The sequence below is a fragment of the Tsukamurella paurometabola DSM 20162 genome (genome assembly GCF_000092225.1).
Lineage (GTDB): Bacteria > Actinomycetota > Actinomycetes > Mycobacteriales > Mycobacteriaceae > Tsukamurella > Tsukamurella paurometabola.
Genome location: NC_014158.1, coordinates 1504344 through 1516753 on the forward strand (window position 1 = coordinate 1504344; position 12410 = coordinate 1516753).

The following is a 12410-nucleotide window of genomic DNA, read 5'->3' on the forward strand; positions in this document are numbered from 1 at the left end:
TCACCTACCCGTGCAGCAGGCCCCGGCGCCGTAACCCGACACCGCCTGAATCGATGTGGATCTGCCAGACGGAACCTCCAGCGGACAGCACTTCTGCTAGCGCCTCTGTCCGCCCAAGTTGTGGCCCCCAGACATGCAGGGCGCCGTCAACTAGGTCCAAGAAGAAGTCGTCATCTTCAACTGCGCGCTTGATCAAATGATCCATGGTGTCGTAGTCGTCCGCCCGGATCGGGATGGCGGCACGAACGAGCACTGCCAGTCTTCGCAGGTGGCCGCCGGCCATCCGGTTGCTGTGATATCCAGATATGCCCTGGAACCAGTAGATGAGGCCCGGCTTCAGATGTGCTGGCACACCCTCGAACGGACCGTCGGGAGTTAGTCCCTTGCTTCGTCTCGAGAGCGGCTGCCATGTCATGAACGCGACGATAGACGATCGCGCAGACATCTTTGGTCGTCAGCTTCAGCGCTCACGCGTTCGAATCAGGCTTCTGGGGCCGCGCTGGGGCCGCGTACGCAAGCGTTTCCCCGCGTCTCGAACCGTTCGCGGTCCGTCCGTCGCCGTCTCGAAAAGCCCTGTCTAGCTGGGAGTTCGGAAACGAAAAAGGTAGCTTTCGGCTGGTCGTGTCCCACCCCTCGGGAGCCTCCGAAATAGCTTCCAAACTAGCTACGCGGGTTCGATTCCCGTCACCCGCTCCAGAGACGGCCGCCGATCTGTTTTCGATCGGCGGCCGCGTCGTAGCCGCCGAATGTCCTTCTCGAAGATCACTCCGTGTGTGATTTCGCAACATGAAGGCCGTATGAAGATGGCGCACCGGATGTCGCAATTGGCGCAATCGATCGGTACCGTTTGGCGCACCAGGTGGAGTACCCCGCCGTTCGAATCCGACCACGAATCGCGATCTCGTATGGCATTCGTGTGCAGGCCCCGACTTCACGCCTTGACCTCACGAGGGGAAACTATGATTGCGGTTTCATCCGAGCTCCGGCAGTACGCTGCGTTGTTCGCCAGGGTCGTCATCGGCGCGATCTTCATCGCCTATGGATGGCAGAAAGTGTTTGTGCGTGGAATCGATTCGGTTGCAGCAGGATTCGCGAGTTCAGGTGTGCCGATGCCTACCACTTCCGCCTGGGTGGCAGGTCTCGGGGAACTCGTGGGCGGTGTACTGCTCGTGGTCGGTTTCGCGATTCCCATAACCTCGGTGGTTCTCGTGGGAATCATGATCGGAGCGATCTTCTCGGTGGGGTTGAGTAAAGGGTTCTTCGACGGGGTGACGCTCCCACTCTCGCTCGCGGCGGGATTGATCGGCATTGTTGCGATTGCGGCACCGTCGCCGCTCTCTCTTGATGCGCTCATTGCGCGGAGGTCGGCCGGAATCGACTAGCGTCGTCGTCATCGACCTGGTGATGCGCGCGAGGTCAGCAGTTCACTTGTGTGGATCGTTCGTGCCGGGCACGATGCTTGCGTGAGCAATAACGATGGCAGCCCAGACCCCGGCCGACACGAGCAGACCGGCTCATCGAACGAGGTCCAGCAAGACGGTGCACAATGGCCGCACCATCCTGGGGCGGAGTCGCACGCCGGGTACCCGGCATCGGGGCCCGTCCCGCCGCAGCCCGGGTATCCGCACGCCGAGTACCGGGGTTACCTGCCGCAAGGATTCCCGAACCCCAGTCAGGGCTCCCCACAGTCCGGCCACGGCGCACCGTCGGGCTACCAGGCCGGATATCCGCAGCCGCGACAGGTCCCTCCCGGCTACGGCCAGCCGGGCTACCCACCGAGCTACTACGGCTGGGGCGCACCGTCGGCCCCGGAACCAGGTTCCATCCCTCTCCGACCGCTCAACGTGGGGGAGATCTACAACGGAGCGTTCGCGGCGATCCGTGCGAATCCCGGTGTGATGATCGGGTTCACCGCGATCATCGTGGTGGTGTCCCAGGTCCTCACGTTTCTGGCTCAGATCCCGCTCACCGCTGTGTCGGTCGATACCGGTTCCGACGATGACTCCGCGATTCTCGCGAACTCCATGGCGTCACTGGCTGTCTCGCTCGGCATGTCGCTGATCACCGCGCTCGCGACGACGATCCTCACCGGCATGCTCACGGTGGTGGTGGCGAGATCGGTTCTCGGCGACAGGACCGATGCTGGATCGGCCTGGCGTGCTCTCAAGCCCCGCCTGTGGCCCTTGATCGGACTGGTCGTGATCCAGGGACTGATCTACCTGGTTCCCACCATGCTGCTGATCGCGATGCTGGTGCTGGTGCTCGGCGGCAGCTGGGCGGCCGCGGCGATCCTGGCGGTTCTCGGACTCGTTCTCGTCTTCGTCGTCATGCTGGGCCTGATGCCCGCTTTCGCCCTGGCGACGGCGGCGGTCGTGCTCGAAGGCCGGGGTCCGATCGATTCGCTGCGACGAGGATTCCAGCTGCAACGACCAGGGTACTGGCGCCTCCTCGGCATCTTGGTGCTCACGTATCTGATCACCTCGATCGTTGCGGGCATCATCGCGATTCCCTTCAGTGTTGGCACCATCTTCTCGGCGGGCGATGGTTCGCTCGACAACATCACCGGCTCGTCGGTGTTGGGGCTCGGACTCACCGCGATCGCCGGCGTAATCGGCAGCATCATCACCATGCCCTTCCTCTCGGCTGTGCAGACACTGCTCTACACCGACCAGCGCATGCGCACGGAGCGGTTCGACCTGGTGCTGCAATCCGCCTCCGTTCACCAGACGCAGACCGGTATCCCGATCGGACCGGCGGTGTGGATGCCGCAGCGGCCGTTGTGATCTCGGTGTAGATATTCCTGACGGTTCCTTGACGTCAAGGAACCGTCAGGGTGGCACTCGGCGTCCCCACGCGGCCGCAGACTCGATCGGTGAGTCTGATGCTGCGTACCGAACGACCCCCGCTGGACGCCCCCGAACGGCGTCGGCTGACCACCTCGTCCGGACTCGCCGGCCTGTCCCTCGACGCGATGGCCTCGGTCGCCTACGGTCCCGAGGCGATCGCCCTCGTGCTCGCGACAGCCGGCACCGTCGGGCTCGGGTTCACCCTGCCCGTGAGCGCGGCGATCGTCGTCCTGCTCGTGGTCCTGGTGTTCTCCTATCGGCAGGTGATCCGGGCCTACCCGCAGGGCGGTGGCTCCTACGGCGTCGCTCGGGCCCGGCTCGGTCGGCCCGCTGCACTGCTCGCCGCAGCGTCACTCGTGATCGATTACGTGCTCAACGTCGCGGTCTCCGTGGCCGCCGGCGTCGCGGCGCTCGCCTCCGCGGTCCCGGAGACCCGGCCCTATCTGGTGGAGATCAGTCTCCTCGTGCTCGCGGTGATCACCGCATTGAACCTGCGCGGGCTCACCGCGAGCGCATATGCGCTCGCCGTCCCGACCATCCTGTTCGTGGGATCGGTACTCACCGTGATCGCCGTCGGCCTCCTCACCGGCGGGCAGCCGATGGCCCCGGCCGTGCCTCCCGAAGCCACCCAGACGGTGGGAGTCCTCCTGCTGCTCAAGGCCTTCGCGAGCGGCTGCTCCGCCCTCACCGGTGTCGAGGCGATCGCAAACGCCGTCCCCGAGTTCCGGCAACCCCGAGTGCGGCGCGCACAGCGCACCGAGGTGATCCTGGGTGTCCTGCTCGGCTCCATGATGCTCGGTATCGCCGCCCTCATCGAGCAGTATGGCGTGGTCCCACAGGACGGAGTGACGGTGCTCGCCCAGGTCGCCGAGGGCTCACTCGGCCACGGTGTGGGGTACTTCCTGGTGCAGGGCGCCACTGTGTTGCTACTCGCCCTCGCCGCGAACACCTCGTTCGGCGGCCTCCCCACGCTGCTGTGCGTGGTTGCCCGCGACGGCTACCTGCCGGCCGCGCTCAGTCGCCGCAACGAGCGCGGCGTCTACACCGTGAGTGTGCTGGCGCTGGCCGCGACCGCCGCGATCCTGCTGGTGATCTCCGGCGCCGATATGAACGCACTCGTTCCCTTGTTCGCCATCGGCGTGTTCGTCGGCTTCACCATCGCCCAGGCCGGCATGGTGCGGCACTGGATACTCGCGCGCGGTACCTACTGGCAACTGCGCGCCGCGCTCAACGGCTTCGGCGCCCTAATGACCGGTAGCGCTGCCGTGGTGGTGCTGGCCATGAAGTTCACCGCCGGCGCATGGACGATCGCCCTCGTCCTCGCCGTGCTCGTCGGGTCCATGGCCCGGTACCGTCGCCGCCGGAACGACGTGTTCGGCGTCGTCGACAACGGCTGTTGAGCTCGTCGCGGGATTGCGCCTGCGGCGGCGCAGCGGGATCCGGTCCCGCGCCACCACCCAGCGACTGATCGGGGTCCGCAGCACCGTATCGATGAACACCAAAGAGATCGCGAGAACCACCGCGACCAGCGTCAGGGTCCGCAGGATCGCCGAGCCCGGGAACCACTCGTAGAGGAGCGGGTAGAAGCCCAGGTAGTTCAGAAGGTCGAGCACGAGCGGGTGCACCGCGAAAGCGCCGAACGCCCGGATAGTGGCGTAGGAGACCACGCGTTCACCGACCGGCAGTCCCGCCGAGCGCATGTCGTCCCACTTCATCGCCGCGAGCCACAGCAGGATAAGACCCCCGACGAGCCACGGCAAGAGCGTGGGATTCCAGGCCGATGTGGCGGGCTCGGGAACGTCACCGGGATCCGTCGCGCGCAGGAAGGCGACGATGCTGAACGTCGCGGCCAGGGCGCACACGATGACTACGGGGATCGCCCGCGCACGTAGCCACGACGACACTGCGTCCTGGTGCTGCGCGGCGAGCATGCCGATCGCGATGAACAGCACGTACATCGGCAGCAGCTTCCACATGTGGTTGAACAGCGTCTCCCACCCACGCCCCTCGGGCTCCGGGAAGTACTGATAGAAGGCGAACACCGCCAACTGGATGACCGCCGCGGCGGACAGCACCATCCAGGGGTGCCCCGATGTGCGCTTCATGAACCGGGCCAGCCACGGGAAGACCAGATAGATCTGCATCGAGATCAGGAGGAAGTACAGCTGGTACTTGGCATCGCCGGTCAACGCGGTGCGCACCATATCGCCGGCGAACCTCCCGGGCGATGGGAACGGATCTCCCTCGATCAGAAGATGATCGGTGAACGAATAGACCACCGTCCACACCAGGTACGGAGCCACGACCAGCCCAAAGCGGCGGCGCCAGAACTCGGTGGGCGACATCTCGCGCCCGCGCATGCTGAGCACGAGGACGAAGAGAGTGACCGCCACGAATCCGTAGCGCGTGAGGTGCAGCAGCGTTGCGAGAAGCCCGGCCGGCCGCACCACGTCGGGCGTGAAGTTGATGTAGTTCACGCAGTGTGCGACCACCACACCCGTGAAGAGCAGTACGCGCACCAGGTCAGCGGTGAGTGCCCTGCGGGGCTTCGCGCTGACGGGAGCCTGGCCGGGGGACGCTTGTGACTTCTTATCGTGTATCGACGTTCTGCTCCACCCGCGTGCCACGCGCCCTGGGCTGCGTCTTCACCCTGGACTTCTCGATTCGTTGGTGAGAAATCCTACTCGAATACATGTGAGATACCACTATCGGCGTGCGGTGAGGTGCGTAATCGTTTGAAACCGTGTGCCGCGGCGGACACGATCTACGCATGACCGCGTACGAGATCCGTCGTGTTCGTGAGGGCGACGCCGCTCGCCTCGCCGTAGTGCACGTCGCCGTCTGGAAGGCGACCTACCCGGGGATGGTCGACGGTGCCCGGCTCGAAGGACTGACTCCCGCGGACCGCGTACCGGGCTGGGAGGCGATCATCGCGCAAGCGGAGGACGCCGAAGCGCGCGGTATCCGGACCCGCTGCGTCGTCGACATCGCGAGCGGCGAGATCGTCGGGATGGCCACCGGTGGGCCGGCCCGCGACGCCCCGGCGCCGACCACCACCCAGCTGTGGTCCCTCAACCTGCTTCCCGCACACCACGGGACGGGCGCCGCCGCCGCACTGCTCGACGCGGTGCTCACGCCAGGCACGCCGGCCTACCTATGGCTGGCCGCAGGGAACGAGCGCGCACTCGCCTTCTATCGCAAACACGGCTTCGAACTCGACGGTGCCGAGCAGCACGATCAGGCCTGGGCCTGCCACGAGCTCCGGATGGTGCGAGAGAGCTGATCGCCGCTCCTTGACTGTGCCCCGACGGCATGGTTTCCCATGGATGTCGACAGCGACGAAAGGGAGCCGCCATGACCGCCACGACACCCACCGGAGCCATTCGACCCCGCCGGATCGAGGTCGAGGAGTTCTTCGCGGACCCGGAGTTCTCCGGCGCCTCGATCTCGCCCGGTGGGAACCGGATCGCTTATCTCGCACCGAAATATGGACGCACCCAGGTGTGGGTCCGCGGTATCGAAGAGACCCACGACGAGGCAGTGTGCGTGACCCGCGACGAGCGCCGGGGCATCAAGACCTACTACTGGACCGACGATCCCCGCTGGCTCCTGTACCGCCAGGACACCGATGGTAACGAGGACTGGCACATCTACCGCGTCGACCTCGACGCCCCCGAGGACCCCGCCGTCGATCTCACCCCCATGGCGCCGGGCTCCCGGGTGGTGGGCGCCGATCTGATGCGCACCAAGCCCGGGCATCTGCTCGTGGGGATGAACCCGGACCCGATGGTCTTCGGCCTGTACACCGTCGAGATCGCGACCGGGGAGACGACGCTGGTCCGAGAGAGTCCCGCCGACAGTCTGGCCGGCACCGTCTTCGGCCGAGAGACCGAGGAGCGGTTCTTCTCGAAGCAGGCCGAGAACGGCGATCACGAGTTCTACGCGATCGACGAGTCGGGGGAGCGGCGGCTGATCCTGCGCCTGAACGGCCCCGAGTACCCGATCGGCCCGTATCCGATGTTCCCGAGCGCCGACGGCGACGCCCTGATCATCGGCATGCACCAGGACGGCATCGACGAGACGCGCCTGGTGCGCGTCGACCACTCCGGCGAGCAGACAGAGCTCGCGGCCCTGCCGGGCCGGAACCTGTGCACCATGGGCTGGGCATCGGAGGACTTCGGCTTACCCCGAAACCGTGTTCCTGAGCAGTCGCACCGGCGACGTGACCGCGGCCCGGTTCGTGGGCGACCGGCCCCACATCGAGCCGATCGACCCGCACTTCGCTGAGGTGTACGCGGAACTGTCGAAGCTCTCCGACGGGGTTGTCGGGGCGGTCTCCTCCGACGAGACCGAGCAGCGATGGGTGGTGAGCTTCCTGCACGATCGAGACCCGGGCGCCACCTACTTCTACGACCACGGCACGGGGGAGAGCCGGCTGCTGTTCCGAGCGCACCCGTCGCTCGACCCGGCCGATCTCGCGCCGATGACGGCGGTGCACCTCACCGCCCGCGACGGGCTTCCGTTGCACGGCTTCCTCACGCTTCCGGTCGGCGAAGAGCCGGCGAACCTGCCGCTGGTGTTGCTGGTACACGGTGGGCCCTGGGCGCACGACCTGTGGAACTTCAGCAACGAGGTGCAATTCCTGGCCAACCGCGGCTACGCCGTGCTCCAGGTCAACTTCCGCGGGTCCACCGGCTACGGACGCCGGCACATCACCTCCGCGATCAAGCAGCTCGCGGGAACGATGCAGGACGACCTGATCGACGCCGCCGAGTGGGCCGTCGGCCAGGGCTACGCCGACCCGGATCGGATCGCCATCTTCGGCGGTTCCTACGGCGGCTACGCCACCCTGGTGGGGGTCACGTCCACGCCCGACTACTTCGCGGCCGCAGTCGACTACGTGGGCGTCTCCAGCCTGGTGAAGTTCATGGAGGACCTGCCGCCCTTCGTGCGTCCGCACCTGCAGAACAGCTGGATCACCTACGCCGGCGATCCCGACGTTCCCGAACAGCGGGCCGATATGCTGGCCCGCTCACCGATCGAGAAAGTCGACGAGATCCGCACTCCGCTGCTGGTGTTGCAGGGCGCCAACGATGTCCGGGTGCGGCAGACGGAGTCCGATGCCATCGTCGAATCGCTTCGTGCGAGGGGTGTGCCCGTTGAGTACTTCGTGGCGCAGGACGAGGGCCATCACTTCACCAACCCCGAGAATCTGTTCACCATGTACCGGCTGATCGACGAGCACTTCGAGCAGCACCTGCGCACCGGAAAGGCGGCGCGGGTCACTCCCAGCGCGTGAACAGCTCCGCGGCCCGCTCGGCCAGCGCCGATTGCAGCAACGGGCCGAAGCTGATCCGGCCCACGCCCAGGGATGCGAGGTGTGCCAGATCGCCGGTGGCCGGGTGCGCGATGGCGTTCACCGGCAAAGGCAGTTCATCGGCGAGGCGGCGTTGCACCTCGTCGTCGTGGTACCCCACCGGATACAGCGAGTCGGCACCGGCTTCGGCGCACAACGTGAGCCTGGCGATCGCATCGGCGACCCGGCCTGCCGGATCGCCGATCTTGCGGAGGATCACATCGGTGCGGGCGTTGATGACCACCGGTACTTCGGCGGCATCGGCCGCGGCGCGGAGTGCGGCGATCAGATCGGCGTGCTCCTGCGGATCGCGCAGCCGATCGCCGTCCTTATGCACGGTGTCCTCGATGTTCAGGCCCACGGCACCGGCGGCGAGCAACCCGTCGATCAGCACGGCGGGTGGCTCGCCATAACCGGATTCGATGTCGACGGACACGGGCACGTGAACCGCGCGGGTGATCTCCGAGACCCGGGACATCGCCTCGGAGAAGGTCATGCCCTCGCCGTCGGCGCGGCCGATCGACTCGGCGAGAGGATGGCTGCCGACGGTGAGCGCCGCGAATCGTGAGGAGGCTGACCTCGCCGACCAGGCGTCCCATACCGTGGGAAGGACCACCGGGTCGCCCTTGACGTGCAGTGACTTGAGTGCGGACGCGAGTGCGGCGAGATCGCTCATACCCACTGTCTACCCGGAGAACGCGGCGGCGGGAAGACCTTTGCAGCCGTTATGTGATTCGAGACGGGATGAGGCTCGCCACACCGTCTTCGACCAGCAGAGCCTGGTCGTCGTTGACGCGGGTCAGCGGGTACCGATCGCCCGTAGGTCTCGACCACCTCGTCGATCAGGGACCGCGGATACGGGGGCAGCGCGCCGTCGGCGTGCGGGATGACGACGGTGTCCACCAAGCCGAGACCGGTGTAGTCGGTGACCTCGGGTGTCTCGTTCGGATCGTCGAGCGGGGCGACGGGTTCGATGGTGGGCCCGGCGACCACGGACCCGGCGCTGAGCCCCACGTAAGGCAATCCGGACCGTACGCGGCGCGTGAGGACCTCGCCGGTGCCGTTGCTCCGTAGCGAGCCGAGCAGCGCGAACGTATGGCCCCCAGCGAGATACACGGCGTCGACCGAATCGAGGTCCGAATCGAAGTCGCGGGAATCGGCGTACCTGCGCACCGACATCCGCGTAAGCCGAAATCCCAGTTCGGTCAGTTGATTCCACTCGAAAGCGTTATACGGTGCATCGGCCACCAGTCGGGTCGCGTCGTCGATGTAGCCGAGGCGGAGTCCGCTCGGGCGCTGGCCGGTGTGTCGCAGGAGGAACTCCGGCAGGGCGCCGGCGTTCAGAGATAGCAACAGCAGGTTCATGGCCGCAGACTACGGGGTTTGCAAGACTGTGGGGCATGGTCACACGCAGAGGGATCCAGCGCCCGGTCGGCGTGATCGGAGTGTTGGTGGGACTCGTCCTGGCGGTGACCGGATGCGGAGGGGCCGCCGAGCAGTCCGACGCGAGCCGGTCGATGATCACGGTCGATGCCGCCAACGGCCCCGTCGAAGTGCCGGCGAACGCTCGCCGCATCGTCTCGCTGGCCCCGACGCACACCGAGACGTTGTTCGCGATCGGCGCCGGTGATCAGGTAGTGGCGGTCGATGACCAATCCACGTATCCCGCGCAGGCGCCGCGCACCAAACTCTCCGGTTTCAAGCCGAATGTCGAGGCCATCGCCGGCTACCGCCCCGATCTCGTGGTGGTCTCCGGCGATCAGGACGGCATCGTCGCCGCGCTGGGGAGGCTGGGCGTACCAGTGCTGGTCGAGCCGGCGGCGAAGAACATCGACCAGGCCTATGAACAGATTCTCGACCTCGGTGACGCCGTGGGGAAGACGATGGAGGCACGGCGCGTCGTCGCAGGCATGCGTTCCTCCATCGAAGCCACCCTCGCCGCAGCGCCGCGACCCGCCCGGCAGCTCAGCTACTTCCACGAACTCGACCCACAGTTGTTCACCGTGACCTCGTCGACCTTCATCGGCCAGGTGTACGGAGCCTTCGGACTGCGCAACGTCGCCGACGAGGCCGATACCCAGCGCTCGGGCTACCCACAGCTCTCCCGCGAGACCCTCTTGCAGACCGACCCCGATCTGATCTTCCTCGCCGACGCGCAGTGCTGCGGGCAAGGGCCTGCGACCGTGGCCCAGCGTCCGGGATGGGGAGAGCTGCGGGCAGTTCGGGACGGTGGCGTGATCTCCCTGGACGCCGACATCACCTCCCGCTGGGGTCCGCGCCTGCCCGACTTCTACCGTGCAGTCGGAGACGCCGTGGCAGACGCCGCGCGGAAAGTTCCGGCCGGGCGGTGACCGCACCGTCGCGCGTCTCCGGCCTGCGCCCGGCCACCCTGATCATCGCGGTGATGGTGCTGGTGGCATCCACCGTGCTCGGGCTCCTCGTGGGTGCGGCGGATCTGCCGCTGCGCGGGGTTCTGTGGGAGCTCGCAGATCGATTGCCCTTCGTGCACGTTGATTCCGGACTCTCGCGATTGGATCGGAACATACTCATCGAGGTGCGGCTACCGCGGGTTCTGGCAGCGGCGCTCGTGGGCGGTCTGCTCGCTATCGCGGGCGCCGGCTACCAGGGGGTGTTCCGGAACCCGCTCGCCGACCCGTACCTGCTGGGCGCCGCGGCGGGTGCCGGCGTGGGAGCCACGGCGACGATCGCGCTGCTCCCCGGTAACCCGGCGGCGACGGTCCCGGTGGCCGCGTTCGTCGGCGCACTCACCGGAGTGGTACTGGCGTACCTGCTGGGGAGTACAGCTGGCGGCGGCGGGTCGGCCACCCTGATGCTCGCCGGGGTCGCCGTCTCCGCGTTCCTCGGCGCGGTGCAGACCTTCCTCATGCAGCTCGATTCGCGGGAGCTGCAACGCATCTACTCGTGGGTGCTCGGCGGCGTTGGATCGGCCGACGGCCCGCTGCTGCTCGCGGTCGCGCCGTATGCGGCGGCTTCCGTGCTCGTGCTCGTGCTCCACGGCCGGCTGCTGGACGTACTGGCCGTGGGGGACGACGAGGCCACCTCGCTGGGGATCTCGTCGCGCCGCGTGCGGCTGGTGGTGCTGGTCGCCGCATCGCTGGCGACCGCGTGTGCGGTGGCGATCGGTGGGCTGATCGGGTTCGTGGGCATCGTGGTTCCGCACGTGGTCCGGCGGGTCGCGCGATCGTCGTCCTATCGGGTGGTGCTGCCGCTGTCTCTGGTGGGCGGAGCGGCGTTCCTGGAGGTTGCCGATGTGATCGCACGTACGGTCGTGGCACCGGGGGAGCTCCCGCTGGGCGTCGTCACCGCCTTCGTCGGCGGTCCCTTCTTCGTTGTGGTGTTGCGGGCGATGCGGGCACGGGGCGAAGCATGAGCATCGAGATCGATTCCCTCGCTGTGCAGCTCGACGGCCGTCCGGTGCTGCGCGGGGTCACGCTCGGTGCCTCGTCGGGGGAGTGGACCGCGGTGATCGGGCCCAATGGGGCAGGGAAGTCGACGTTACTGCGGGCCGCGCTCGGCCTGGTCCCGAGGCAGGGGCGGGTCACCGTCGACGGTGCCGATCTGCGTGGGCTCGCCCCGCGCAAGCGGGCCCGGTTGATCGCGTACGCGCCGCAGTCGCCGAATCTGCCCCCGGGTATGACAGTGCGCGAATACGCCCTTCTCGGACGTTCGCCGTATATTCCGTACCTCGGTCGCGAGGGTGCGAAGGACCGCCGGATCGTGGCAGACGTACTTGATCGATTGGAACTGGGCGACTTCGCCTCCCGGGATCTGGACCGACTATCGGGTGGCGAGCGGCAACGGGTCGTCCTGGCTCGCGCCATCGCTCAGCAGGCGCCGGTGCTGCTGCTCGACGAGCCCACCACGGCCCTCGACATCGGTCATCAGCAGCAGACGATGGAATTGCTCGACACGCTGCGCCGTGACGATGGTCTCACCGTGGTCACCGCTATTCACGATCTGACCTTGGCGGGACAGTATGCAGATCGGTTGGTGCTGTTGGCATCCGGGAAGGTCGCGGCCTCCGGCGGGGCTTCGGAGGTGTTGACCGCCGCACTGATCGCAGAGCACTTCGGTGCCCGTGTGCACGTCACGACGGGGCCGGACGGACGGCCGATCCTCGGCTTGGAGCGTCCGAGCACCTAGGCTCGTCGGAGAGGTCGCAACGTACGGATGGGTCGGAACACGAG

10 protein-coding genes and 2 pseudogenes are annotated in these 12410 nt (G+C 67.0%); 8 read left to right on the forward strand and 4 right to left on the reverse strand.

What is annotated here, in order from left to right; translation table 11 throughout:
* Positions 1-4 precede the first annotated feature (4 nt).
* Positions 5-415 carry a hypothetical protein gene (locus TPAU_RS22890; protein WP_013126102.1) on the reverse strand — a complete coding sequence of 137 codons (411 nt, stop codon included), beginning with the start codon at positions 413-415 and terminating at the stop codon, positions 5-7.
* A gap of 544 nt (positions 416-959) precedes the next feature.
* Here TPAU_RS22890 and TPAU_RS07235 point away from each other — a divergent pair.
* The 3 genes and pseudogenes from TPAU_RS07235 to TPAU_RS22310 form a co-directional block, all read left to right on the forward strand.
* On the forward strand, positions 960-1382 hold the full coding sequence (locus tag TPAU_RS07235) for a DoxX family protein (RefSeq protein ID WP_013126103.1): 423 nt from the start codon (positions 960-962) through the stop codon (positions 1380-1382).
* Between the two features lie 81 nt (positions 1383-1463).
* Positions 1464-2783, forward strand: coding sequence for a proline-rich domain-containing protein (locus TPAU_RS07240; RefSeq protein ID WP_013126104.1), 1320 nt, complete (start codon positions 1464-1466; stop codon positions 2781-2783).
* 188 nt (positions 2784-2971) lie between these two features.
* Positions 2972-4063: pseudogene (locus TPAU_RS22310) on the forward strand (APC family permease); the annotation flags it as partial.
* Positions 4064-4090: 27 nt separating this feature from the next.
* Here the strand turns inward: TPAU_RS22310 and TPAU_RS07250 are convergent.
* Positions 4091-5365, reverse strand: coding sequence for an acyltransferase (locus TPAU_RS07250; protein WP_245537854.1), 1275 nt, complete (start codon positions 5363-5365; stop codon positions 4091-4093).
* 251 nt (positions 5366-5616) lie between these two features.
* Here TPAU_RS07250 and TPAU_RS07255 point away from each other — a divergent pair, with 251 nt between their 5' ends.
* Complete coding sequence (locus tag TPAU_RS07255) at positions 5617-6129, forward strand: GNAT family N-acetyltransferase (protein WP_013126107.1); 513 nt, start codon at positions 5617-5619, stop codon at positions 6127-6129.
* A 71-nt stretch (positions 6130-6200) separates the two neighbouring features.
* Positions 6201-8145: pseudogene (locus TPAU_RS23825) on the forward strand (S9 family peptidase).
* On the opposite strand, the gene TPAU_RS07265 reads toward TPAU_RS23825, so the two are convergent.
* The gene (locus TPAU_RS07265; RefSeq protein ID WP_013126108.1) at positions 8129-8878 is read right to left on the reverse strand and encodes an isocitrate lyase/PEP mutase family protein; all 750 of its coding nucleotides are present in this window, start codon (positions 8876-8878) and stop codon (positions 8129-8131) included. The pseudogene TPAU_RS23825 and the gene TPAU_RS07265 overlap by 17 nt on opposite strands.
* Positions 8875-9567 (reverse strand): Type 1 glutamine amidotransferase-like domain-containing protein, encoded by a 693-nt coding sequence (locus TPAU_RS07270; RefSeq protein ID WP_013126109.1) that lies wholly within the window; start codon positions 9565-9567, stop codon positions 8875-8877. The genes TPAU_RS07265 and TPAU_RS07270 overlap by 4 nt, the downstream gene beginning before the upstream one ends.
* Positions 9568-9602: 35 nt before the next feature.
* Between TPAU_RS07270 and TPAU_RS23295 the strand changes: the two genes are divergently transcribed.
* The 3 genes from TPAU_RS23295 to TPAU_RS07285 are packed head-to-tail and all read left to right on the forward strand — an operon-like array spanning position 9603 to position 12366.
* On the forward strand, positions 9603-10553 hold the full coding sequence (locus tag TPAU_RS23295) for an ABC transporter substrate-binding protein (protein WP_013126110.1): 951 nt from the start codon (positions 9603-9605) through the stop codon (positions 10551-10553).
* A complete protein-coding gene (locus TPAU_RS07280) occupies positions 10550-11593 on the forward strand; it encodes a FecCD family ABC transporter permease (protein WP_013126111.1) in 1044 nt (347 codons plus the stop codon). The genes TPAU_RS23295 and TPAU_RS07280 overlap by 4 nt, the downstream gene beginning before the upstream one ends.
* The gene (locus TPAU_RS07285) at positions 11590-12366 is read left to right on the forward strand and encodes an ABC transporter ATP-binding protein (RefSeq protein ID WP_013126112.1); all 777 of its coding nucleotides are present in this window, start codon (positions 11590-11592) and stop codon (positions 12364-12366) included. Before TPAU_RS07280 ends, TPAU_RS07285 begins: the two co-directional genes overlap by 4 nt.
* Positions 12367-12410 lie beyond the last annotated feature (44 nt).

Bases quoted from the DNA above. Each gene is read 5' to 3' on its own strand.
- TPAU_RS22890 (WP_013126102.1), bottom strand. From the start codon at position 415: ATGACATGGCAGCCGCTCTCGAGACGAAGCAAGGGACTAACTCCCGAC.
- TPAU_RS07235 (WP_013126103.1), top strand. From the start codon at position 960: ATGATTGCGGTTTCATCCGAGCTCCGGCAGTACGCTGCGTTGTTCGCC.
- TPAU_RS07255 (WP_013126107.1), top strand. From the start codon at position 5,617: ATGACCGCGTACGAGATCCGTCGTGTTCGTGAGGGCGACGCCGCTCGC.
- TPAU_RS07265 (WP_013126108.1), bottom strand. From the start codon at position 8,878: ATGAGCGATCTCGCCGCACTCGCGTCCGCACTCAAGTCACTGCACGTC.
- TPAU_RS07270 (WP_013126109.1), bottom strand. From the start codon at position 9,567: ATGAACCTGCTGTTGCTATCTCTGAACGCCGGCGCCCTGCCGGAGTTC.
- TPAU_RS23295 (WP_013126110.1), top strand. From the start codon at position 9,603: ATGGTCACACGCAGAGGGATCCAGCGCCCGGTCGGCGTGATCGGAGTG.
- TPAU_RS07285 (WP_013126112.1), top strand. From the start codon at position 11,590: ATGAGCATCGAGATCGATTCCCTCGCTGTGCAGCTCGACGGCCGTCCG.